This window comes from Williamsia sp. Leaf354, assembly GCF_001424365.1.
Classification (GTDB): domain Bacteria; phylum Actinomycetota; class Actinomycetes; order Mycobacteriales; family Mycobacteriaceae; genus Williamsia_A.
In genome coordinates this window covers 348138-371403 of sequence record NZ_LMPL01000002.1, presented here as the reverse complement: position 1 = coordinate 371403, position 23266 = coordinate 348138, and the positions used below count along the sequence as shown (strand labels likewise).

The following is a 23266-nucleotide window of genomic DNA, read 5'->3' as shown; positions in this document are numbered from 1 at the left end:
GGGCGCCGACCGTTCGAGGGCCGGTCCGCGGGCGTGGCCTCAGTGGCTGTCGGCGGTCTGGCGCTGCGAGGTGTCGGCGTTGCCGTTCTGCTTGGTGTTCTTGGCGCGCTGGCGCCGTGCCAGCAGGCGTCCGAGTGCGGCGCCGACGAGTGCGGCGAGGAACACCAGCAGCGTGGTGAACGAGCCGCCCGCGAAGAGTTCGACGAAGATCGAGTTCTGACCCATGCCCGCGACCAGGTAGTTGCTCAGGGCCCACGAGACGATCGCCGAGACGACACCGGTGAACAGTCCGGCCTTGAGCCAGCGGATGGTGAGGTCGTCGTAGTCCTCGGGGTCGTCGTGGGCGCGACCGTCGGCGATGCCGTCGACACCGCCCCAGATGATCGCGATCAGGACGACGACCGCGACGGCGATCGTCTTCCAGTACGTCCCCTGCAACGGGGCGTGCACGATCGCAAGACCGAGCAGTACCCGGGCCACCACGTGGACCACCGACATCGACACACCACGCAACAACCAGGCAACCATGGGCGGAAGCGTACCCAACGCCCAGAGCGCCGTGTGCCGCAACACACACTTCCTGCGCGGTAGCGTGGCTGCGATGACCTCCCTGGCACCGTCGGTGACCGATCCGCACGACGTCCACCGGGCTCGTCGCGACCGTCTGCGCGCGGCCCTGACCGACGTCGGCGCCGATCACGCCCTCATCGGCGACCTCGTCAACGTCCGCTACCTGACCGGCTTCACCGGTTCCAACGCCGCGGTCGCGATCGCCGCGAGCGGTCCCGCCGACGACCGCATCGCCACCGACGGTCGGTACGTGACGCAGGTGTCCGAGCAGGTCCCCGACCTGGTAGCGGTCATCGGTCGCAACTGCCCCGCGACCCTGCTCGGCGGGTTCACCGCGGGATCGATGGTCGCGGTGGAGGAACACGCGATGACGGTCGCGACGTGGCGTGCGTTGGGCGCCGACGCCGAGACCACGAGCCCCCCGATCCGCCTCGTGGCCCTCGGGCCGCGGGTCGAGCAGTTGCGGATGGTCAAGGACGAGAGCGAGATCGAGCTGCTGCGGCAGGCCTGTCAGGCCGCCGACGTGGCGCTGGCGACCATCATCGAACGCGGCGTCATCGTGCCCGGGCAGACCGAGCGTCAGGTGGCGCGCGCCCTGGAATGGGAGATGTACGCGTGCGGGGCCGACGACATCTCCTTCGAGACGATCGTGGCCGCCGGGGCCAACTCCGCGGTACCGCACCACCGCCCGACCGATGCGGTGCTCGCGGCCGGCGACTTCGTGAAGATCGACTTCGGTGCCGTCGTGGGCGGGTACCACTCCGACATGACGCGCACCTACGTCCTCGATCACGCCGCGGACTGGCAGCGGGAGATCTACGACCTCGTCGCCGCGGCCCAGCAGGTGGGTCGCGAGGCGCTGGCGCCCGACGCCGACGCGCGTGAGGTCGACGCCGCCGCACGCGCGGTGATCGACGCCGCGGGGTACGGCGAGAACTACGTCCACGGCCTCGGGCACGGCGTCGGACTGCAGATCCACGAAGCGCCGGCGATCGGTGCCAGCGCGACGGGTACACTGCCATGCGGTGCGGCAGTCACCGTGGAACCCGGTGTGTACCTGCCCGGCAGAGGTGGTGTCCGCATCGAGGACACGCTGGTGGTCCGCGAGGGCGTTCCCGAGCTGCTGACCACCACCGACAAATCATTCTCCGTCATCTAGGGGCGTCCGCCGCCCCGACGACGATGACCATGCGCCCGCTCGCGGGTGGAAGGAAGCGACACACACGTGGCCAGTACCGCAGATTTCAAGAACGGGCTCGTTCTCCGGATGGACGACCAGTTGTGGCAGATCCAGGAGTTCCAGCACGTCAAGCCCGGTAAGGGTCCGGCGTTCGTGCGCACCAAGATCCGCAACGTGCTCTCGGGCAAGATCGTCGACAAGACGTTCAACGCCGGCGTGAAGGTCGAGACCGCGACTGTCGACCGACGCGACATGACGTTCCTCTACAAGGACGGTGCCGACTTCGTCTTCATGGACTCGGAGAACTACGAGCAGATCTCGGTCAGTCCGCAGACCCTCGGCGACGGCCACAAGTTCCTCCTCGAGAACATGAAGGTCCAGGTCGCCATGCACGACGGCAACCCCCTCTACGTCGAGCTCCCCGTCACCGTCGAGGTGCTCGTGGCCCAGACCGATCCCGGCGTGCAGGGTGACCGCTCGACCGGTGGCACCAAGCCGGCGACGCTCGAGACCGGCGCCGAGATCAACGTCCCGCTGTTCATCAACACCGGCGACAAGCTCAAGGTCGACTCCCGCGATGGCAACTACCTCGGTCGCGTGAACTCGTGACCTCGGTTCGTCCGCTCTGCGTGTGAGGGCCGCGTGAAACAACCCGGTACCCGCCACAAGGCGCGGCAGCGCGCCGTCGACCTCTTGTTCGAGGCCGAGGCCAAGGACGTCTCGCCGATGGAGCTCATCGCGCAGCGGCGTGAGCTCGTCGTCGACGACGAGAGCATCGGGATGATCCATCCCTACACCGCGCGGGTCGTCGAGGGCCTCACCGCCGACCGCGCGCAGATCGACGCCGTCCTCACCTCGCACCTGCGTGAGTGGACCCTGCCTCGCCTGCCCGCCGTCGACCGGGCGATCCTGCGCCTCGCGGCGTGGGAACTGTTCAACACCCACGACGTACCTCCCGTCGTCGTGGTCGACGAGGCCGTCGAGCTCGCCAAGGAGCTGTCGACCGACGAGTCGCCCGCCTTCGTCAACGGCGTGCTCGGTCGGATCGTGACGCTCGCCCCGCAGGTACGGGCGGCGTCGATCGCGACCGGATCGGAGACCGACACCGCCGGCGAGTGACGCAGCTCGCTCGAGGCGGGTTCGGCACGCGGCGACTGTTAAGGTTCTCCGCGGAAGCAGACATCCTTTAACGATCCGTCCCGTGAGGCGGAGAAGGAGGTCGGGTAGGTGACACCGGCAGACGGCGCGCCCGATGATCGGCGGATTCTCCTCGATTCCGGTGACGTGACCCGGACGATCGCGCGGATGGCGCATCAGATCATCGAGAAGACCGCGCTCGACGACCCGCAGGCGCCTCGTGTCGTGGTCCTCGGGATCCCCACGCGAGGAACGACTCTCGCCCAGCGTCTCGTCGACCGCATCCGTGAGTTCTCCGGCGTCGACGTCGGTGTCGGATACCTCGACATCACCCTCTACCGCGACGACCTTCGCGCACAGCCGCACCGGCCCCTCGAACGCACCTCGGTTCCCGCCGGCGGCGTCGACGCGGCGTTGGTGATCCTCGTCGACGACGTCCTCTACTCCGGTCGCACCGTCCGGGCGGCGCTCGACGCCCTCCGTGATCTCGGACGCCCGTCGGCGGTACAGCTCGCCGTCCTCGTCGATCGCGGACACCGCGAACTGCCGCTGCGCGCCGACTACGTCGGCAAGAACATCCCCACCTCGCGCACCGAGGACGTCTCGGTACAGCTCGTCGAACACGACGACATCGACCAGGTGGTCCTCGCCCCGGCCGCTCGATCCGCAGCGACACGGCCGGCCGTCGGCGAAAGGCGGCCCCGCTCATGAAGCACCTGCTCTCGGTCGACGACCTCGACGCCGCGGCCGCGCACGGACTCCTCGACGAGGCCGAACGGTTCGAACAGGCGCTCCTCGGCCGCGAGGTCCGCAAGCTGCCGACGCTGCGTGGTCGCACCGTGATGACCCTGTTCTACGAGAACTCCACGCGCACCCGGGTGTCGTTCGAGGTCGCGGGCAAGTGGATGAGCGCCGACGTCATCAACGTCAGTGCGTCGAGTTCCTCTGCGGGCAAGGGGGAGTCGTTGCGCGACACCGCCAAGACCCTGCGTGCGGCGGGCGCCGACGCGTTGATCGTGCGTCACCCCGCCTCGGGTGCGGCCCACCAGATCGCGCGGTGGACCTCCGAGGACGGCGACGGGCCGGCGGTCATCAACGCCGGCGACGGCACCCACGAACACCCCACACAGGCACTGCTCGACGCGTTGACGCTGCGGCAGCGACTCGGCTCCCTCGAGGGCAGGCGGATCGCGATCGTCGGCGACATCCTGCACTCGCGGGTCGCCCGGTCGAACGCGCACCTCCTGGCGACCCTCGGGGCGCAGGTGGTGCTCGTCGCGCCGCCGACACTGCTGCCGGTCGGTGTGTCGGGATGGCCCGTCGAGGTGTCCCACCACCTCGACGCCACCCTGCCCGGTGTCGACGCGGTGATGGTGCTGCGTGTGCAGGCCGAGCGCATGAACGGTGGGTTCTTCCCGTCGGCGCGGGAGTACTCGATCCGATACGGCCTGAGCGAGCGGCGCCTCGCCCTGCTCGACGACGACGCCATCGTGTTGCACCCGGGCCCGATGCTGCGCGGCATGGAGATCGGCTTCTCGGTGGCCGACTCGCCGCGCGCCACGGTCCTGCAGCAGGTGAGCAACGGGGTGCACATGCGGATGGCCGTGCTGTTCCGACTCCTGGTCGGGACCGACGAGGAGGGTGTGTCGTGAGTGAGCAGCTGCTGATCGCCGATGTGCGTCCCTACGGCGAGGGCGACGCGGTCGACCTGCTCGTCGTCGACGGCGTCATCACCGAGATCGGCACCGACCTCTCGGCCGACGGGGTCGAGAGGATCGACGGCCACGGTGGTGTGCTGCTGCCCGGCTTCGTCGACCTGCACACCCACCTGCGCGAGCCCGGCCGTGAGGACACCGAGACCATCGAGACCGGTTCGGCGGCAGCGGCTCTCGGCGGTTACACCGCGGTGTTCGCGATGGCCAACACCGATCCGGTCGCCGACTCGGCCGTGCTCACCGACCACGTGTGGGCACGCGGTCAGCAGGTCGGTCTCGTCGACGTCCACCCCGTCGGTGCGGTCACCGTGGGCCTCGAGGGCACGCACCTCGCCGAACTCGGCGCGATGGCCGACGGGGTCGCGCAGGTCAAGATGTTCTCCGACGACGGCAAGTGTGTCCACGATCCGCTGCTCATGCGCCGCGCCCTGGAGTACGCGAGCGGACTCGGGGTCCTCATCGCCCAGCACGCCGAGGAACCACGACTGACCGTCGGTGCCATCGCCCACGAGGGCCCCACCGCCGCCCGCCTGGGTCTGGCCGGCTGGCCGCGTTCGGCCGAGGAGTCGATCGTCGCCCGCGACGCGATCCTCGCCCGTGACGCCGGTGCGCGGGTGCACATCTGCCACGCGTCGACCGCGGGGACCGTGGAGTTGCTGCGGTGGGCCAAGGCGCAGGGCATCGCGATCACCGCCGAGGTGACACCGCATCACCTGCTCCTCGACGACTCCCGCCTGCAGACCTATGACGCCGTGAACAAGGTCAACCCGCCGCTGCGGGAGAGCAGCGACTGTGTCGCCCTGCGACAGGCACTGGTCGACGGCGTGATCGACTGCGTCGCCACCGACCACGCACCACACGCCGAGCAGGACAAGTGCTGCGAGTTCGCGGTGGCGCGCCCCGGCATGCTCGGTCTGCAGACGGCGCTGTCGGTGATCGCGGCGACCGTGGTGGGACCCGACGGTCTCGACTGGCGTGGCGTCGCCCGGGTGCTCAGCGAGCGACCCGCACAGATCGTCGGCCTGCCCGATCAGGGGCGCCCGATCGCGGTCGGCGAGCCGGCCAATCTCACCGTCGTCGACCCCGACGCGGAGTGGACGGTGTCGCGCAGCGCGCTGGCCAGCCTCAGCGCCAACACGCCGTTCGACACGATGACGCTGCCCGCACGGGTGGTCGCGACAGTCCTGCGCGGTCGGGTGACCGCGCTCGACGGACAGGTGCGATACCGATGAGCGGTGTGCTGGTGGTGGCGATCGTCGTCCTGGCGTGGCTGGGGGTGATCGCGCTGATGTTGCGCGGATGGCGCAATCGCGCACGGCGACAACAGGATCTGCTCGGTGCGTTCCCCGAGGTCCCCCTCGATCCCGGAGCGCTGCTGTTCGGCCCGCACACCGGGCTCTACGTCGGGTCCACCGTCGCACCGAGCTGGCAGGACCGGGTGGCCGTCGGCGACTACGGCGACCGCGCGTCGACGGAGTTCTCCGCGTTCGACGGCGGCATCCTGCTCAGCCGACACGGGGCGAACCCCATCTGGATCCCACGGGAGTCGCTCGTCGCGGTCCGCACCGAACGCGGCCTCGCCGGCAAGGTGATGACCGCCGACGGCGTGCTGGTGATCCGCTGGCGTCTGCCGTCGGGGACCGAGATCGACTCCGGTCTGCGCGCCGACGACAAGAGCGTCTATCCGACCTGGGTGGAGCTCGACCCCCCGGAGACCACCGACACGCCCGGACCGGCGGACGACGGACCAGACGACGACCCCGACCGCGACGACCCCACCGACACAGCGAAGGAGCAACGATCATGACCACAGCGGTGTTGGTGCTCGAGAACGGGCAGGTGTTCACCGGCACGGCGTTCGGCGCCACCGGCCAGACCCTCGGCGAGGCGGTGTTCTGCACCGCGATGACCGGCTACCAGGAGACCCTCACCGACCCCAGCTACCACCGGCAGATCGTCGTCGCCACGGCCCCCCAGATCGGCAACACCGGCTGGAACACCGAGGACGACGAGAGCCGCGGCGGGCGCATCTGGGTGGCCGGATACGCGGTGCGCAACCCCACCCGCCGGGTGTCGAGCTGGCGGTCGACGGGAACCCTCGACGACGCGCTCGTCGAGCAGGGTGTCGTCGGGATCGCCGGCATCGACACCCGCGCCGTGACCCGCGTGCTGCGCGACCACGGGTCGATGCGCGCGGGCATCTTCTCCGGTGACGCTCTCGCCGACCCCCACGTGCTGCTCGACCGGGTGCGCTCGGCGCCGTCGATGGCCGGCGCCGACCTGGCCGGTGAGGTCAGCACCGACTCCGAGTACGTCGTCGACGCGGTCGGGGACCACCGGTTCACCGTCGCCGCCATCGATCTCGGCATCAAGACCAACACGCCGAGGATGCTCGCGCAGCGCGGTGTCCGGGTGCACGTGTTCGGATCGTCGGTCGACCCGCAGGTCGTCACCGACCTCGCTCCCGACGGCGTGTTCCTGTCCAACGGACCCGGCGACCCGGCCACCGCCGACGACGCCGTCGCGCTGACCCGCAGCGTGCTCGACCGTCGGATCCCGTTGCTGGGCATCTGCTTCGGCAACCAGATTCTCGGCCGCGCACTGGGTCGCGACACCTACAAGATGAAGTTCGGTCACCGCGGCATCAACATCCCGGTGATCGACCACACCACCGGTCTGGTGTCGATCACCGCGCAGAACCACGGCTTCGCCCTCGAGGGCGAGGCCGGCGAGGAGTTCGACACCGACTTCGGGCGGGGACGGGTGAGCCACACCTGCGCCAACGACGGCACCGTCGAGGGTGTCGAGCTCGTCGACGGTCGCGCGTTCTCCGTGCAGTACCACCCCGAGGCGGCGGCCGGTCCCCACGACGCCGCGTACCTGTTCGACCGATTCGTCACCGTGATGCAAGGAGTGCGTGCCTGATGCCCCGCCGGAGCGATATCGACCATGTCCTGGTGATCGGTTCGGGTCCCATCGTCATCGGGCAGGCGTGCGAGTTCGACTACTCGGGTACCCAGGCCTGTCGCGTGTTGCGCGCCGAGGGCCTGCGCGTGAGCCTGGTGAACTCGAACCCGGCGACGATCATGACCGACCCGGAGTTCGCCGACGCCACCTACGTCGAGCCGATCACCGCGGAGTACGTGGAGAAGGTGATCATCGCCGAGCGCGACGCCGGACACCCGATCGACGCCGTGCTCGCCACCCTCGGCGGGCAGACCGCGCTGAACACCGCGGTGGCCCTCCACGAGCAGGGGATTCTCACCAAGTACGACATCGAGCTGATCGGCGCCGACTTCGACGCGATCCAGCGCGGCGAGGACCGGCAGAAGTTCAAGGACATCGTCGCCAAGGTCGGCGGCGAGAGCGCCCGCTCCCGTGTGTGTTTCACGATGGCCGAGTGCCACGACACCGTCGCCGAACTCGGCTACCCGGTGGTGGTGCGTCCGTCGTTCACCATGGGCGGTCTCGGTTCGGGCATGGCCTACGACGAGAACGACCTCAACCGCATCGCCGGCGGGGGACTGGCGGCCTCGCCGACGGCGAATGTCCTCATCGAGGAGTCCATCCTCGGGTGGAAGGAATACGAGCTCGAGCTGATGCGCGACGGCCGCGACAACGTGGTGGTCGTCTGCTCCATCGAGAACGTCGACCCGGTGGGCGTCCACACCGGCGACTCGGTCACCGTCGCACCCGCGATGACACTCACCGACCGCGAGTACCAGAAGATGCGCGACCTCTCCATCGACATCCTGCGTGAGGTGGGCGTCGACACCGGCGGGTGCAACATCCAGTTCGCGATGGACCCCGCCGACGGCCGCCTGGTCGTCATCGAGATGAACCCCCGCGTGTCCCGGTCGTCGGCGCTGGCGTCGAAGGCCACCGGGTTCCCGATCGCGAAGATCGCCGCGAAGCTCGCCGTCGGTTACTCGCTCGACGAGATCGTCAACGACATCACCGGCGAGACGCCGGCGTGCTTCGAGCCCACCCTCGACTACGTCGTCGTGAAGGCACCGCGGTTCGCGTTCGAGAAGTTCCCCGGCGCCGACGACACCCTGACGACCACCATGAAATCGGTGGGCGAGGGCATGAGCCTGGGCCGCAGCTTCGCCGAGGCACTGGGCAAGGTGATGCGGTCGATGGAGACCAAGGCGGGCGGTTTCTGGACCGACCCGGCCACCGACGACTCGCTCGAGGAGATCCTCGCCGACATCGCCACCCCGCGCGACGGACGGCTCTACCGGATCATGGCGGCGTTCGACCTCGGCGCGACCGTGGAACAGCTCTTCGACGCGACGAAGATCGACCCCTGGTTCCTGGCCGAGATCGAGGCCATCGGTGCGCTGGGCGCACGGGTCCGCACGGCCGACACCCTCGACGAGGACCTGCTGCGCGAGGCCAAATCACACGGCTTCTCGGACCGCCAGATCGCGGCTCTACGCACCGATTTCGCCGACGACGCGGCCGTGGCCGCACACCGCGAGGCCCTCGGCGTCCATCCGGTGTACAAGACCGTCGACACCTGCGCCGCCGAGTTCGAGGCGAAGACGCCGTACCACTACTCGACCTACGAGACCGATCCCGCCGCCACCAGCGAGATCGCCCCGCAGACCGAACGCGGCAAGGTCCTGATCCTCGGATCGGGGCCCAACCGCATCGGCCAGGGCATCGAGTTCGACTACTCGTGCGTGCACGCCGCGACGACGCTGACCGACGCCGGCTACGAGACGGTGATGGTCAACTGCAACCCCGAGACCGTCTCCACCGACTACGACACCGCCGACCGGCTCTACTTCGAACCGCTGACGTTTGAGGACGTCGTCGAGGTGTACCGCGCCGAGTCCGCCTCGGGCACCGTCGTCGGTGTGATCGTGCAGCTCGGCGGCCAGACCCCGCTCGGGTTGGCGCGACGCCTCGAGGAGGCCGGCCTGCCCATCGTCGGCACCAGCCCGGCCGCCATCGACCTCGCCGAGGACCGCGGCGAGTTCGGCAAGGTCCTCGACGCCGCGGGCCTGCCCGCCGCGAAGTACGGGATGGCCACCACCTTCGCCGAGGCCCGCACCATCGCGGCCGACATCGGATACCCGGTGCTGGTCCGTCCGTCGTACGTCCTCGGCGGCCGCGGCATGGAGATCGTGTACGACGAGCCGTCGCTGGAGGGCTACATCTCCCGCGCGACCGAGCTCACCCCCGAACACCCGGTGCTCGTCGACCGGTTCCTCGAGGACGCCGTCGAGATCGACGTCGACGCCCTGTGCGACGGCACCGAGGTCTACATCGGCGGGATCATGGAGCACATCGAGGAGGCCGGCATCCACTCCGGCGACTCGGCCTGCGCGCTGCCCCCGGTCGCCCTCGGCAAGACCGACGTCGCCGCGGTGCGGCGCTCCACCGAGGCGCTGGCCCACGGCATCGGGGTGAAGGGCCTGCTCAACGTGCAGTTCGCCCTCAAGGACGACGTCCTCTACGTCCTCGAGGCCAACCCGCGGGCCAGCCGCACCGTCCCGTTCGTCTCGAAGGCGACCGCGGTCCAGCTGGCGAAGGCGTGCGCCCGGATCATGCTGGGGGAGTCGATCGCCGAACTGCGCACCTCCGGTGTGCTGCCCGCGACAGGTGACGGCGGTGACCTCCCGGTGGGCGCGCCCATCGCGGTGAAGGAGGCCGTGTTGCCGTTCAACCGGTTCCGTCGCGCCGACGGCACCGGCGTCGACTCGCTGCTGAGCCCCGAGATGAAGTCGACCGGCGAGGTGATGGGCATCGACGCCGACTTCGGTCGGTCGTTCGCGAAGTCCCAGACCGCCGCCTACGGTTCGCTGCCGCTGTCGGGCAACATCTTCGTCTCGGTCGCGAACAAGGACAAGCGGGCCCTGTTGTTCCCGGTGAAGCGTCTGGCCGATCTCGGCTTCCACATCCTCGCCACCGAGGGAACCGCAGAGGTGTTGCGCCGCAACGGGATCAAGTGCACACAGGTGTTCAAGCACTCCGACACCGACCTCCCCGAGGGCGCGGTGACCATCGTCGACACCATCCGGGCCGGTGAGGTCTCGATGGTCATCAACACCCCGTTCGGCAACTCCGGACCGCGCGTGGACGGCTACGAGATCCGCAGCGCCGCGGTGTCGGTGAACATCCCCTGCATCACCACCGTCCAGGGCGCCGGCGCGGCGGTGCAGGGCATCGAGGCCGCACTCGGCGGCGACATCGGGGTGATGTCCCTGCAGGAACGCCACCGCGTGATGCGCAGCTCGTGACCGACCCGGGCGGTCGCTCCGGCACCGGGGGAGCCAACTACGCAGGTCGTCACCTCGACGCCGTGGCCCGCCGCGGCCGTCTGTGTGTCGGCGTCGACCCCCACCCGGCCCTGCTGGCCTCGTGGGGCCTCACCGACGACGTCAGCGGGCTGCGCGCGTTCACCGAGACCGTGGTGCGCGCCGTGGCGCCGGTCGCGGCGGCGATCAAGCCCCAGGTCGCCCTGTTCGAACGATTCGGGTCGGCCGGCTTCGGCGTGCTCGAGGAGGCCATCGCCGAGATCACCGGGGCAGGTGCGCTGGTCATCTCCGACGCCAAACGCGGTGACATCGGCTCCACCATGGCCGCCTACGCGAACGCGTGGTTGTCACCGCGGTCGCCGCTGTGCTCCGACGCCGTCACCGTCTCGCCCTATCTGGGGTTCGGGTCGCTCGATCCCGCGTTCGACGCCGCAGCGGAGTCGGGCCGCGGGGTGTTCGTCCTCGCCCGCACCTCCAACCCCGAGGGTGCGGCGCTGCAACTCGCCGACGCCCGGGGCAGCACCGTCGCGCAGTCGGTGATCGACGCCGCCGCGGCCCGCAACGCCTCCGGACCGGCCGCACTCGGCGTGGTCGTGGGTGCCACACGTCCGCACGGTCTGTCGCTCGAGGCACTGGGGGGACCGATCCTCGCGCCGGGTGTCGGTGCGCAGGGCGGCACGCCCGACGACGTCGCCCGCATCTTCGACGGTGTACACCGCTGGGTCCTGCCCGCGGTGTCGCGGGAGATCCTGGGCGCCGGTCCCGACCGCGCGGCTCTCGTGTCTGCGACCGAGTCGATGCGCGACGCGCTGGAGTCGGCCCTGCGCGGCTGAGGCCGTCTGCGCTCTCGCCCCAGCTCACGAGGGCAAAGCGACACGCTCGAAGGGGTCGGGCGAATACGACCGATCCGGGTTCGAACCATCCGTCACACACGTCCCATGGGCACCTCGACGGCCTCCGACCGGGTCGACGTGCCCGCCTATCGCGAATGCTCTGTCCCACAGGCGGTTTCGCCCGTCCCGGCCTTCACGCGGCGGCCGGGGGCGATCACGCCGTCGGACCGGGGCGAAATCCTCTACAACACGGTCTCTAGTGCGGAAATGGCGGGGTGGGGGTCGCAAATCCCAGCTCACGTCGGTACGGTCGCAGTCGCTGTGGCAAACCACAGCACCCGCTGCCCACCCGGTGGCGACTCGACCCAGTTCTACGAATACGGAGGAACCCGTGGCCCTTCCCCAGTTGACCGCTGAGCAGCGCGCTGCTGCTCTGGAGAAGGCAGCTGCCGCTCGCAAGGCGCGCGCCGAGCTCAAGGAGCGGCTCAAGCGTGGAGGCACCAACCTCACGCAGGTGCTGAAGGATGCCGAGACCGACGAGATCCTCGGCAAGATGAAGGTCTCCGCTCTGCTGGAGGCCCTGCCCAAGGTGGGCAAGGTCAAGGCGCAGGAGATCATGACCGAACTCGAGATCGCCCCCACCCGCCGTCTGCGCGGACTGGGCGATCGGCAGCGCAAGGCGCTGCTCGCGAAGTTCGATCAGGACTGATCAGAACTAGATGGCATCGCACGACCGGAGGGGTCGACTGGTGGTACTGGTCGGCCCCTCCGCCGTCGGTAAGTCCAGTGTCGTGCGGCGTCTGCGGGAGCTGATGCCCGACCTGGTGTTCAGCGTCTCGGCCACCACCCGCGCCCCGCGAGCCGGCGAGATCGACGGCCGCGACTACCACTTCGTCGGCACAGACGGATTCGACGCCATGCTCGCCGCGGGCGATCTGCTCGAGTGGGCCGAGATCCACGGCGGGCTGCAACGATCCGGGACCCCCGCCCGCCCCGTGCTCGACGCCCTCGACGCCGGCAAACCCGTTCTGGTGGAGGTCGACATCGCCGGCGCACACGCCGTGCGCGACCGCCTCCCCGACGCCATCACCGTCTTCCTCACCCCGCCGAGCTGGGAGGTGCTGGTCGAACGGCTCACCGGCCGCGGAACCGAGAGCCCCGAGGTGATCGAGCGTCGGCTGCAGACCGCACGCGCCGAACTGGCCATCGCCGACGAGTTCGACCACGTCATCGTCAACGACGAAGTCGACCGCGTGGCCCGCGAGTTGGTATCCTTGCTGGTCGGGCGTGAGGATCCCCGGTCGTCTGCAGTGTGACCCACATGGTGCGGTGTCCGACCGACTCCCCTGAACAGCGCGTTTGCATCCGATTGCCCGCTGATGCGCCCGATCGACAACGAAGTGAGGACTTTGCGTGAGCATCCCGACCAGCAGTGCAGCCTTCGGCTCCGACGCCACAGCGACAGGCGTCGTCGACGCCCCGGCCTACGACACGCCGCTGGGTATCACCAATCCGCCCATCGATGAGCTGCTCGACCGCGCATCGTCGAAGTACGCCCTGGTGATCTACGCAGCCAAGCGCGCACGCCAGATCAACGACTACTACAACCAGCTCGGCGACGGCATCCTCGAGTACGTCGGCCCCCTCGTGGAGCCGGGCCTGCAGGAGAAGCCGCTGTCGATCGCCATGCGCGAGATCCACAGCGACCTGCTCGAGCACACCGAAGGCGAGTAGGTCGATCGCGAACAGCGACGCGGGTCGACGCCGATGACCGGGAACGGCCCGTCGCGGCGCATCGTCGTCGGTGTCGGTGGCGGGATCGCCGCCTACAAGGCGTGCTCGATCATCCGCCACTTCACCGAGGCCGGACACGACGTCCGCGTCATCCCCACCCGCGCCGCGCTCGAGTTCGTCGGTGCCGCCACGTTCGAGGCACTCAGCGGCAACCCGGTGACCCCCGACGTCTTCGCCGACGTCGAACAGGTGCCGCACGTCCGCATCGGGCAGGGCGCCGACCTGGTGGTCGTCGCACCGGCGACGGCGGACCTCATGGCGCGTGCCGCGTCCGGACGGGCCGACGACCTGCTCACCGCGACGCTCCTCACCGCCCGATGCCCGGTGGTCTACGCCCCCGCTATGCACACCGAGATGTGGGAACACCCCGCGACCGTCGCCAACGTCGCCGCCCTGCGCAGTCACGGCGCGATCGTCCTGCGTCCCGCCTCGGGACGGCTCACCGGCCGCGACTCCGGACCGGGCCGCCTGCCCGAACCGACCGAGATCGGTCTCCTCGGCGACGTCCTGCTCGAACGTCCCGACGCGCTGCCGCACGACATGTCCGGCGTGCGGATGCTCATCACCGCCGGCGGCACCCGTGAACCGCTCGACCCGGTGCGCTACCTCGGCAACCGCAGTTCGGGAAAGCAGGGGTACGCGTTGGCGCGCGCGGCCACCCATCGGGGCGCGTCGGTCACGCTGATCGCCGGTGCCACAACCGAACTCGCCGCGCCTGCCGGTGTCGAGGTGGTGCCGATCGTGACGGCGTCCGAACTCGCCGAGGAGGTCGGTAAACGCGCGGGCGACGCCGACGTGGTGATCATGGCCGCGGCCGTCGCCGACTTCCGACCGGTGAGCGTCGCGGAGTCGAAGATCAAGAAGGGCGCGTCGGGACCCGCGCCCATCGAACTCGACACCAACCCCGACATCCTGCGCGGCGTCGTCGGTGCCCGCGATCGCGGCGAACTCGGCGGCACCACCGTCATCGTGGGTTTCGCCGCCGAGACCGGCGACGCGTCGGGTGGGGTGCTCGACCACGGTCGGGCGAAGCTGGCCCGCAAGGGATGTGACCTGTTGGTGGTCAACGCCGTCGGCGACGGCAAGGCCTTCGGGACCGACGACAACACCGGATGGCTTCTCGCCACCACCGGCAGCGAGACCGCACTGCCGCTCGGATCGAAAACACTCATGGCGAGCCGAATACTGGACGCCGTCGGTGACCTGCTGGGCGGGAGTCGATCCGGCTGAACACGGGTACGCGCCCATCCCGGCCAGGTCACCGGCCGTCGGTGGGGGTGTGTACCTTGAACGATTGTCACGGGGGACAGATCACGCCCGGGCGTGCCTGCACAACATCTGTAGCAACCACACCACGACTGCACCTCGTCGCGAGGTTCGAGAGGAAAAGATGAGTTCTGCCGGAGCATCCAGGCTCTTCACCAGCGAATCGGTCACCGAGGGTCACCCAGACAAGATCTGTGACGCCATCAGCGACTCGATCCTCGACGCCCTCCTCTCGCAGGACAAGCACTCGCGCGTCGCCGTCGAGACCCTGGTCACGACCGGACAGGTCCACGTCGCCGGTGAGGTCACCACCTCGGCGTACGCCGACATCCCGAAGATCGTGCGCGACAAGGTCCTCGAGATCGGTTACGACTCGTCGTCGAAGGGCTTCGACGGCGCGTCGTGCGGCGTCAACGTCGCGATCGGCGCGCAGTCGCCCGACATCGCCCAGGGCGTCGACAACGCCTACGAGGCGCGCGTCGACGGCCAGACCGACGAGATCGACAAGCAGGGTGCTGGCGACCAGGGCCTGATGTTCGGCTACGCCACCTCCGAGACCCCCGAGTTCATGCCGGTGCCGATCGCACTCGCGCACCGCCTGTCGCGTCGTCTCACCGAGGTCCGCAAGGACGGCACGCTGCCGTACCTGCGTCCCGACGGCAAGACCCAGGTCACCATCGAGTACAACGGCGACAAGCCGGTCCGGCTCGACACCGTCGTCCTGTCGACGCAGCACGCCGCCGACATCGACCTCGTCAACATGCTGACCCCGGACATCAAGACCAACGTCGTCGATGCGGTCCTCGCCGATCTCGACCTGCCCGATCTCGACACCTCCGACATCCGCCTGCTGGTCAACCCGACCGGCAAGTTCGTGCTCGGTGGGCCGATGGGTGACGCCGGTCTGACCGGCCGCAAGATCATCGTCGACACCTACGGCGGCATGGCCCGCCACGGTGGCGGCGCGTTCTCGGGCAAGGATCCCTCGAAGGTCGACCGCAGCGCCGCCTACGCCATGCGGTGGGTCGCGAAGAACGCCGTCGCCGCCGGTCTCGCCACGCGCATCGAGGTCCAGGTCGCCTACGCCATCGGCAAGGCCGCGCCCGTCGGTCTGTTCGTCGAGACCTTCGGCACCGAGACCATCGACCCGGTCAAGATCCGTTCGGCCATCACCGAGACGTTCGATCTGCGCCCCGGCGCGATAATCCGCGATCTCGACCTGCTGCGCCCGATCTACGCACCGACCGCGGCCTACGGCCACTTCGGTCGCACCGACGTCGACCTGCCGTGGGAGAACACCGACCGCGCCGACAAGCTGAAGGCCGCCGCCGGTCTGTGACACCCCCGCGGTGCACACCGTCGTGACGACCGCGACCACGACACCCGACGCCACCGGACGATGAGCGCACGCGCTGCCACCCGCAGCCCTGCGCCTCATCTGCCGGTGGCGTCGGTTCTCCCACTCCTCGGTCTGGCCCATCTTGACCGGCCGTTCGACTACCAGGTCGACACCGAGCAGGACGCCGCCGCGCGTCCCGGTACCCGTGTCCGCGTGCGGTTCTCCGGCCGCCTCGTCGACGGGTTCGTCCTCGACCGGCTCGAGGCCAGCGACCACCTGGGCCGCCTGGGATGGCTCGAACGCGTCGTCTCCGACGAGCCGGTGTTGACCCCCGAACTCCTCGCACTCTGCCGTGCCGTCGCCGCGCGCTATGCCGGCACCACCACCGACGTGGTGCGCCTGGCGATCCCCCCGCGACACGGCCGCACCGAACAGGCACCCACCCTCCTCGCCGAACCCCCGGCGACCGAACTCCCCGTCCCCGAGGCACCCGATGCAGCGGGATGGTCGGCGTATCGCGGAGCCGCGGCGTTCACCGAGCTCATCGGGGCCGGCGGTCCCGGGCGTGCCGCCTGGCAGGCGCTGCCGGGGGAGGACTGGGCCCTGCGGATCGCCGAGCTGGCCACGCACGCCGTGCGGGGCGGGCACGGGGTGATCGTGGTCGTGCCCGACCAGCGTGATCTCGACCGGGTCGAGTCGGCGTGTCGTGCCGCACTGGGGGACCGGGTGGTCGCGTTGTCGGCCGGTCTCGGTCCGTCGACCCGCTACCGCCGATGGCTGCGGGTGCTGCGCGGGACCGCCGATGTCGTCGTGGGCACGCGGAGTGCGGGATTCGCCCCGGTCCACCGCCTGGGGCTCATGGTGGTCTTCGACGACGGCGACGACAGTCTCACCGAACCGCGCGCGCCGTACCCCCATCCCCGCGAGGTCGCCGTGCTGCGCACCGTCGAGACGGGATGCGCTCTGGTCATCGGGGGCACCTCGCGCACCGCCGAGACCCAGATCCTCGTCGAGTCCGGGTGGATGCACGATCTCGTCGCCGAGCGGGCGACCGTCCGCGACCGTGCGCCGCGCATCGCGGCCATCAGCGACGACGACCGGCAGATCGCGCGTGACCCCATGGCCCGGGTTGCCCGCATCCCCGCCATCGGGTTCGACGCCGCCCGCCGTGCGCTCGCCGACGACACCGGTGTGCTCATCAGCGTCCCGCGGCGCGGATACCACCCGTCGCTGGCGTGCGAACGGTGTCGCACCCGCGTCCGGTGCCGGCGGTGTCGTGGCCCGATGTTCGCCGACGGTCCGACCTCGCCGCGCGACGGGTCACCGGTCGCCATCACCTGCCGCTGGTGTGGCCGCGGTGAATCGTCGTTCCGCTGCGCCGAATGCGGCGACACGCACCTGCGGGCCCTCACGGCCGGGGCGCGCCGCACCGCCGAGGAACTGGGCAAGGCGTTCCCCGGCGTCCCCGTGGTGACCTCGGGGGGGAGCACCGTCGTCGACACCGTCGAGTCCGGTGCGCGCGTCGTCGTGGCCACCCCGGGAGCCGAACCGGTGGTCCCCGGCGGCTACGGCGCGGCCATCCTCCTCGACACGTGGGCGCAGCTCGACCGCGCCGACCTGCGCGCCGGGGAACAGACGCTGCGTCGATGGCTCGCGGTGCTCACCCTCGTGGCACACACGGGATCCGCGGTCGTCGTCGCCGACGCGTCGCTGTCGGTGGTGCAGGCCGCGATCCGGTGGGACCCCGTCGGGTTCGCCGCCGAGGAGGTCCGCCAGCGGGCCGAGCTCCGGTTGCCGCCCGCGGTCACGATGGTGTCGGTGGACGGCTCGGCATCGACGGTGGGGGAGTTCGTCCGCTCGGTCGCCCTGCCCGACACCGCCGAGATCCTGGGCCCGGTGGACCTGCCGGGCGACGCCCGCCCACCCGCGGGAGCCGACCGACCGGGGTCGGTCGACACCGCCACCGGCCGCATCGAACGCGTGCTGCTGCGCGCACCGCGCACGGGCGGCCGCGAACTGGTCGAGGCCATCCGGCTCGCCCAGGTCCACCGCACCTCCACACACGAGTCCGGGGTGCTGCGTGTCCAGGTCGATCCACCCACCGTCGGCTGACCCGTGCGGCCTGCCCGACCTGTCGGGCCGGGGGCGACCTAGACTCGTGACCTGGACATGTGGCGATCAGCGGCCCGACACGGGCGCGATCGGCGAGGCGAGAGGGAGTACGACGTGGCGGTGGCGGACATCCGGTTGTTCGGTGATCCCGTTCTACGGACCCGGGCCACCGAGGTCACCGACTTCGGGCCGGACCTGCACCGCCTCGTCGACGACATGCTCGAGACGATGGACCGCCACCACGGGGCCGGCCTCGCCGCACCCCAGATCGGTGTCGGGGCGCGCGTGTTCACCTACGACTGCGGCGGACAGCGCGGTCACATCGTGAACCCGGTGTGGACCGCGGTCGGGACCGAGACCCAGACCGGGCCCGAGGGCTGCCTGTCGATACCCGGGGTGCAGGCCGACACAACACGCGCAGCCGAGGTCACCGTGACCGGCGTCGATCGCGACGGCCAACCCGTGACACTGCACGTCGACGACATCATGGCCCGGTGCGTCCAGCACGAGACCGACCACCTCGACGGCGTGCTGTTCCTCCAGCGTCTAGCCCCCGACGTGCGCAAGGCCGCGATGCGGGTGGTGCGGGGCAGCGCCTGGTTCACCGAGGGACGCACCTCGACCGACGATCCCGGCTCGTACCCGACCACCTGGGTCCAGGGCGACCCCGACACCACCGAGGACGCCCGCACCGGCGACGCCCCCGCGACCTCCGACGCGACCCTGTGAGGGTCGTCTTCGCAGGCACGCCGGAACCGGCCGTGCCGTCGCTGCGTCGGCTGCTCGATTCCCCCGACCACGAGGTCGTCGGCGTGCTCACCCGTCCCGACGCCGTCGCCGGTCGCGGTCGCACGGTGACCCGGTCGCCCGTGGCCGAACTGGCCGACGCGGCCGGCATCGAGGTGGCCACCCCGCGTCGCCTACGTGACGACGACGCGCACGAGATCCTGCGCCGCTGGTCGCCGGACTGCTGCGCGGTCGTCGCCTACGGCGCGCTCGTCCCGCCCGATCTCCTCGACCTGCCGACCCACGGCTGGATCAACCTGCACTTCTCGTTGCTCCCGGCGTGGCGCGGTGCCGCACCGGTGCAGGCGGCCATCGCCGCCGGTGACGTCATGACCGGCGCCAGCACGTTCCGCATCGAGGCCGGGCTCGACACCGGACCCGTCTTCGGGACCATGACCGAGTCGATCCGCCCCACCGACACCAGTGGGGACCTGCTCGCGCGCCTGGCCGACGGCGGCGCGCAACTGCTGACCTCCACCCTCGACGCAATCGAGACCGGCGAACTGGTCGCCGTGCCCCAGCCGGCCGACGGCGTGAGCCTGGCCCCCAAGATCGAGGTCGCCGACGCCCGCGTCCGCTGGGATCGCCCGGCGCACATCGTCGATCGCCACATCCGGGCCGCGACACCGGCCCCCGGTGCCTGGACCGAACTCGACGGGACGCGACTCAAGACCGGCCCGGTGACCGTCGCCGACCCCGAACAGTTCGGTACCGCGGTGATCCCGCCCGGGCATCTGCTCGTCACCAAGAAGGCCGTCTTCGTCGGAACCGGTTCCACGCCGGTCCGACTCGGCACCGTGCAACCCCCCGGGAAGAAGCCGATGCCCGCCGCCGACTGGGCACGCGGTGCCCACCTCACCGACGGGATGGTCCTCGCATGACCCGGCCTGCCCACATCCGGGACAAGGCCGTCGACCCGGTCCGCGCCGTCGCCCGCGACGTCCTGCGCGCGGTGCGTGAACGCGACTCCTATGCCAACCTCGTGCTGCCCGCCCTGTTGCGCGAGCGGAAGATCACCGGGCGCGACGCCGCCTTGGCCACCGAACTGGCCTACGGCACCTGTCGCAGCGCGGGCACACTCGACGAGATCATCGCCTCGGCCGCCGGCCGGCCCGTCGCCGACATCGACGGCACCGTCCTCGACGTCCTGCGTCTCGGCGCCTACCAGCTGCTGCGCACGCGGATCGGCGCCCACGCCGCGGTCTCGACGTCGGTGGATCTCATCCGGTCCGAGGCCGGTCAGGGTCCGGCCGGGTTCTGCAACGCGGTACTGCGCAAGATCTCCCAGCGCGACGAGGACCTCTGGACCGACGAACTCGCCCCGACGATGGCCGACGACCTCATCGGACACCTCGCCTTCCGGTACGCACACCCGCGGTGGATCGCCGAGGTGTTCGCCGAGGCGCTGAGCGCACCCGACGCCCCGGTCCGGGCGGGGGAGCTGCAGGCGGCTCTCGCCGCGGACGACGAACGACCCCTGGTCCACCTCGTGGCGCGGCCGGGACTGATCAGCGCCGAGGAGCTGGCCGCGGCGACCGGCGGCGACATCGGCGCGTTCTCGCCCTACTGCGTGTACCTGCCCGGTGGCGATCCGGGCGCGCTCGACGCCGTCCGCGAACATCTCGCCGGTGTGCAGGACGAGGGCAGTCAGTTGGTGGCCCGTGCGCTCACCGTCGCCGAGATCGACGGCCCCGACACCGGGCGCTGGCTCGACCTGTGTGCCGGGCCGGGCGGCAAGGCCGCGCTCGTCGGAGCCGTCGCCGACATCGACGGGGCCCGTCTCGACGCGGTCGAACCCTCCGAGCACCGCGCCACGCTCGTGCGGCAGTCGGTCGACGGTCTTCCCGTCACCGTCCACGTCGCCGACGGCCGCAGCAGCGGACTCACGCCGGGCTACGACCGCGTCCTGGTCGACGCGCCGTGCACCGGACTCGGATCGTTGCGCCGACGCCCCGAGGCGCGGTGGCGCCGACAGCCCTCCGACGTACCCGAACTCGTGGCCCTGCAGCGCCAGTTGCTCAGCGCGGCACTGGAACTGGTGCGGCCCGGCGGTGTCGTCGTCTACTCGACGTGCTCGCCGCACCCCGCCGAGACCGTCGGGGTCGTCGAATCGGTGGTCGCCGACACCGGTGCACGGGTGATCGACGCACGACCGTTCGTCGGTGTCGCCGACATCGGCGACGGCCCCTTCGTCCAGCTGTGGCCGCATCGCCAGGGCACCGACGCGATGTTCCTGGCCGCTCTCACCCGTCCCTGACCCACCGCGGGGCGTGCATAGACTCTGCAGACCATGTCGTCCCCGCAGCGCCCCGATCAGCCCATGATCGCCCCGTCGATCCTGTCCGCCGACTTCGCCAACCTCGCCGCCGAGGCCGACGCCGTGCGCGGCAGCGACTGGTTGCACGTCGACGTGATGGACGCCCACTTCGTCCCCAACCTCACCCTCGGTCTGCCCATCGTGGAGAGCCTGCTCAAGGCGACCGACATCCCGCTCGACTGCCACCTGATGATCGAGGACCCGAAGCGATGGGCGCCGCCCTACGCCGAGGCCGGGGCCCGCAACGTCACCTTCCACGCCGAGGCCACCGACGACCCGGTGTCGGTGGCCAAGGACATCCGCGCCGCGGGCGCGCTCGCCGGGCTCAGCATCAAACCGGGCACCGATCTCGAGCCGTATCTGGAGATCCTGCGCGAGTTCGACACCCTGCTGGTGATGAGCGTCGAGCCGGGATTCGGTGGACAGTCCTTCATGCCGGAGGTACTGGACAAGGTGCGCACGATCCGGACCAGGATCGACTCCGGTGATCTGCGACTGCTGGTCGAGATCGACGGCGGCATCAACGCCGACACCATCGCCGAGGCCGCCGAGGCCGGGGTCGACTGCTTCGTGGCCGGCTCGGCCGTCTACGGCGCCGACGACCCCGCCGTGGCCGTGGAGAAGTTGCGCGCACAGGCCCTCGCGGCCCGTGGCTGACCCACGTCGATGACCTCCGAGAGGGTCGCGACCGACGAGGCGGCGATGCGTGCGGCGATCGACGCGTCGCAGTCCGCGCGGGGGATCAGCACCCCGAACCCCCCGGTGGGCGCCGTCGTCGTCGACCGCGCAGGCGTCGTGGTCGGGGTCGGCAGCACCGCCCCCGCGGGCGGACCGCACGCCGAGGTGGTCGCGCTCGCGGCGGCGGGCGATCGCGCCCGGGGAGCGACTGCCGTCGTCACCCTCGAGCCGTGCGATCACACCGGCCGCACCGGGCCGTGCACCGCAGCCCTGATCGCGGCGGGGATCACCCGCGTGGTCTACGCGGTCTCCGACCCCAACCCGGTGGCCGCCGGGGGAGCGGCGACACTGCGCGCGGCCGGGGTCGAGGTGGTCGGCGGCGTCCTCGCCGACGACGTCGCCGCCGATCCGTTGCGCGCCTGGCTGTTCCGACTGCGCACAGGGCGCCCCCTGGTCACCGCGAAGTTCGCGGCGACCCTCGACGGCCGGATCGCCGCACCCGACGGGACCAGCCGGTGGATCACCGGCGACGTCGCGCGCGAGCGGGTGCACCGCGACCGTGCCCGCCTGGACGCGATCGTCGTCGGGTCCGGGACGGTCGCCACCGACGATCCCGCTCTCACCGCCCGCCACGCCGACGGATCGCTGCGGGGACACCAACCGACACGGATCGTCCTCGGCCGTCGGTCGCTGCCGGACGGGGCACGCATCCTCGGCCCCGAGGCGAGGACGCTGCACGTGGCGTCCCACGACCCCGCCGAGGCCGTCGCCGCCGCCGGCGACGCCCTGTCGCTGCTGGTGGAGGGCGGCCCCACCGTGCTCGGCGCCTTTCTGGCCGCCGGACTCGTCGATCGCGTGCAGGCCTACCTCGCGCCCACCGTGCTCGGCGCCGGTGCCGCCGCGGTCCTCGACGCCTCGGTCGGCACCCTCGCCCAGGCCCACCGATTCACCCGCGAATCGGTCGAGATCCTGGGCGACGACCTTCTGATCACCCTGGCGCCAACCGTCTGACCGGGGCTTTTCGCCCATCGCGGACACGGTGGCACCCCTGTGCTGTGCTAGCGTCGAAAACAGAGTTCTCAGGGCGGGGTGCAATTCCCCACCGGCGGTGATGACGAGCGATCGTCGAGCCCGCGAGCGCCCGCTCGCACCGATCGACGATCGGTGCGGACGGGGTCAGCAGATTCCGGTGTGAACCCGGAGCCGACGGTCACAGTCCGGATGAGAGAGAACCCCCGCAGTCGTCGTCGACCGCGGTCGTGCCGCCCTG

Annotated in this window: 22 protein-coding genes and 1 riboswitch; of the genes, 21 read left to right on the top strand and 1 reads right to left on the bottom strand. The window is 70.6% G+C overall.

The features are described from left to right. Positions 1-39: 39 nt before the first annotated feature. Entirely contained in the window at positions 40-528 is a 489-nt protein-coding gene (locus ASG12_RS09785; protein ID WP_055788658.1) for a B-4DMT family transporter, read from the bottom strand. A 73-nt stretch (positions 529-601) separates the two neighbouring features. Here ASG12_RS09785 and ASG12_RS09780 point away from each other — a divergent pair, with 73 nt between their 5' ends. The 21 genes from ASG12_RS09780 (at position 602) to ribD (ending at position 23007) form a co-directional block, all read left to right on the top strand. Then, positions 602-1729 carry a M24 family metallopeptidase gene (locus ASG12_RS09780; protein WP_055789455.1) on the top strand — a complete coding sequence of 376 codons (1128 nt, stop codon included), beginning with the start codon at positions 602-604 and terminating at the stop codon, positions 1727-1729. A gap of 66 nt (positions 1730-1795) precedes the next feature. After that, positions 1796-2359, top strand: a complete 564-nt coding sequence (gene efp, locus ASG12_RS09775) for an elongation factor P (RefSeq protein ID WP_045822748.1) — start codon at positions 1796-1798, stop codon at positions 2357-2359. Positions 2360-2392: 33 nt separating this feature from the next. Beyond that, positions 2393-2869 carry a transcription antitermination factor NusB gene (nusB, locus tag ASG12_RS09770; RefSeq protein ID WP_055788656.1) on the top strand — a complete coding sequence of 159 codons (477 nt, stop codon included), beginning with the start codon at positions 2393-2395 and terminating at the stop codon, positions 2867-2869. Positions 2870-2977: 108 nt separating this feature from the next. Beyond that, positions 2978-3598, top strand: coding sequence for a bifunctional pyr operon transcriptional regulator/uracil phosphoribosyltransferase PyrR (gene pyrR, locus ASG12_RS09765; protein WP_055788654.1), 621 nt, complete (start codon positions 2978-2980; stop codon positions 3596-3598). After that, the gene (locus ASG12_RS09760; protein WP_055788652.1) at positions 3595-4539 is read left to right on the top strand and encodes an aspartate carbamoyltransferase catalytic subunit; all 945 of its coding nucleotides are present in this window, start codon (positions 3595-3597) and stop codon (positions 4537-4539) included. The genes pyrR and ASG12_RS09760 overlap by 4 nt, the downstream gene beginning before the upstream one ends. After that, a complete protein-coding gene (locus tag ASG12_RS09755; protein ID WP_055788650.1) occupies positions 4536-5834 on the top strand; it encodes a dihydroorotase in 1299 nt (432 codons plus the stop codon). The genes ASG12_RS09760 and ASG12_RS09755 overlap by 4 nt, the downstream gene beginning before the upstream one ends. Continuing rightward, positions 5831-6409 (top strand): PH-like domain-containing protein, encoded by a 579-nt coding sequence (locus tag ASG12_RS09750; protein WP_235456496.1) that lies wholly within the window; start codon positions 5831-5833, stop codon positions 6407-6409. The genes ASG12_RS09755 and ASG12_RS09750 overlap by 4 nt, the downstream gene beginning before the upstream one ends. Then, positions 6406-7527, top strand: a complete 1122-nt coding sequence (gene carA, locus ASG12_RS09745) for a glutamine-hydrolyzing carbamoyl-phosphate synthase small subunit (RefSeq protein WP_055788648.1) — start codon at positions 6406-6408, stop codon at positions 7525-7527. The genes ASG12_RS09750 and carA overlap by 4 nt, the downstream gene beginning before the upstream one ends. Continuing rightward, positions 7527-10853, top strand: coding sequence for a carbamoyl-phosphate synthase large subunit (carB, locus tag ASG12_RS09740; RefSeq protein ID WP_055788644.1), 3327 nt, complete (start codon positions 7527-7529; stop codon positions 10851-10853). Before carA ends, carB begins: the two co-directional genes overlap by 1 nt. Then, the gene (gene pyrF / locus ASG12_RS09735) at positions 10850-11704 is read left to right on the top strand and encodes an orotidine-5'-phosphate decarboxylase (RefSeq protein ID WP_055788642.1); all 855 of its coding nucleotides are present in this window, start codon (positions 10850-10852) and stop codon (positions 11702-11704) included. The genes carB and pyrF overlap by 4 nt, the downstream gene beginning before the upstream one ends. A gap of 391 nt (positions 11705-12095) precedes the next feature. Continuing rightward, entirely contained in the window at positions 12096-12413 is a 318-nt protein-coding gene (gene mihF, locus ASG12_RS09730; protein WP_045822676.1) for an integration host factor, actinobacterial type, read from the top strand. 10 nt (positions 12414-12423) lie between these two features. Further along, on the top strand, positions 12424-13020 hold the full coding sequence (gene gmk, locus ASG12_RS09725) for a guanylate kinase (RefSeq protein ID WP_082501837.1): 597 nt from the start codon (positions 12424-12426) through the stop codon (positions 13018-13020). A gap of 97 nt (positions 13021-13117) precedes the next feature. Next, the gene (rpoZ, locus tag ASG12_RS09720) at positions 13118-13438 is read left to right on the top strand and encodes a DNA-directed RNA polymerase subunit omega (RefSeq protein WP_408068724.1); all 321 of its coding nucleotides are present in this window, start codon (positions 13118-13120) and stop codon (positions 13436-13438) included. A gap of 33 nt (positions 13439-13471) precedes the next feature. Next, positions 13472-14728, top strand: coding sequence for a bifunctional phosphopantothenoylcysteine decarboxylase/phosphopantothenate--cysteine ligase CoaBC (coaBC, locus tag ASG12_RS09715; RefSeq protein WP_055788640.1), 1257 nt, complete (start codon positions 13472-13474; stop codon positions 14726-14728). A gap of 160 nt (positions 14729-14888) precedes the next feature. Then, on the top strand, positions 14889-16103 hold the full coding sequence (metK, locus tag ASG12_RS09710; protein WP_045822679.1) for a methionine adenosyltransferase: 1215 nt from the start codon (positions 14889-14891) through the stop codon (positions 16101-16103). A gap of 60 nt (positions 16104-16163) precedes the next feature. Further along, positions 16164-18215 (top strand): primosomal protein N', encoded by a 2052-nt coding sequence (locus ASG12_RS09705; protein WP_055788637.1) that lies wholly within the window; start codon positions 16164-16166, stop codon positions 18213-18215. A gap of 114 nt (positions 18216-18329) precedes the next feature. Then, entirely contained in the window at positions 18330-18944 is a 615-nt protein-coding gene (def, locus tag ASG12_RS09700; RefSeq protein ID WP_082501836.1) for a peptide deformylase, read from the top strand. Continuing rightward, positions 18941-19882, top strand: coding sequence for a methionyl-tRNA formyltransferase (gene fmt, locus ASG12_RS09695; protein ID WP_055788635.1), 942 nt, complete (start codon positions 18941-18943; stop codon positions 19880-19882). The genes def and fmt overlap by 4 nt, the downstream gene beginning before the upstream one ends. Beyond that, a complete protein-coding gene (locus tag ASG12_RS09690) occupies positions 19879-21258 on the top strand; it encodes an RsmB/NOP family class I SAM-dependent RNA methyltransferase (protein ID WP_055788632.1) in 1380 nt (459 codons plus the stop codon). The genes fmt and ASG12_RS09690 overlap by 4 nt, the downstream gene beginning before the upstream one ends. Positions 21259-21291: 33 nt before the next feature. Next, complete coding sequence (gene rpe, locus ASG12_RS09685) at positions 21292-21975, top strand: ribulose-phosphate 3-epimerase (RefSeq protein ID WP_082501835.1); 684 nt, start codon at positions 21292-21294, stop codon at positions 21973-21975. A gap of 9 nt (positions 21976-21984) precedes the next feature. After that, complete coding sequence (gene ribD, locus ASG12_RS09680; protein ID WP_055788626.1) at positions 21985-23007, top strand: bifunctional diaminohydroxyphosphoribosylaminopyrimidine deaminase/5-amino-6-(5-phosphoribosylamino)uracil reductase RibD; 1023 nt, start codon at positions 21985-21987, stop codon at positions 23005-23007. Between the two features lie 60 nt (positions 23008-23067). Beyond that, positions 23068-23233, top strand: a riboswitch (FMN riboswitch). The last annotated feature ends 33 nt before the right edge of the window (positions 23234-23266 follow it).

Coding starts and splice junctions, on each gene's coding strand:
- ASG12_RS09785 (WP_055788658.1), bottom strand. CDS start 528: ATGGTTGCCTGGTTGTTGCGTGGTGTGTCGATGTCGGTGGTCCACGTG.
- ASG12_RS09780 (WP_055789455.1), top strand. CDS start 602: ATGACCTCCCTGGCACCGTCGGTGACCGATCCGCACGACGTCCACCGG.
- ASG12_RS09760 (WP_055788652.1), top strand. CDS start 3,595: ATGAAGCACCTGCTCTCGGTCGACGACCTCGACGCCGCGGCCGCGCAC.
- ASG12_RS09750 (WP_235456496.1), top strand. CDS start 5,831: ATGAGCGGTGTGCTGGTGGTGGCGATCGTCGTCCTGGCGTGGCTGGGG.
- carA (WP_055788648.1), top strand. CDS start 6,406: ATGACCACAGCGGTGTTGGTGCTCGAGAACGGGCAGGTGTTCACCGGC.
- carB (WP_055788644.1), top strand. CDS start 7,527: ATGCCCCGCCGGAGCGATATCGACCATGTCCTGGTGATCGGTTCGGGT.
- gmk (WP_082501837.1), top strand. CDS start 12,424: ATGGCATCGCACGACCGGAGGGGTCGACTGGTGGTACTGGTCGGCCCC.
- coaBC (WP_055788640.1), top strand. CDS start 13,472: ATGACCGGGAACGGCCCGTCGCGGCGCATCGTCGTCGGTGTCGGTGGC.
- metK (WP_045822679.1), top strand. CDS start 14,889: ATGAGTTCTGCCGGAGCATCCAGGCTCTTCACCAGCGAATCGGTCACC.
- ASG12_RS09705 (WP_055788637.1), top strand. CDS start 16,164: ATGAGCGCACGCGCTGCCACCCGCAGCCCTGCGCCTCATCTGCCGGTG.
- ASG12_RS09690 (WP_055788632.1), top strand. CDS start 19,879: ATGACCCGGCCTGCCCACATCCGGGACAAGGCCGTCGACCCGGTCCGC.
- rpe (WP_082501835.1), top strand. CDS start 21,292: ATGTCGTCCCCGCAGCGCCCCGATCAGCCCATGATCGCCCCGTCGATC.
- ribD (WP_055788626.1), top strand. CDS start 21,985: ATGACCTCCGAGAGGGTCGCGACCGACGAGGCGGCGATGCGTGCGGCG.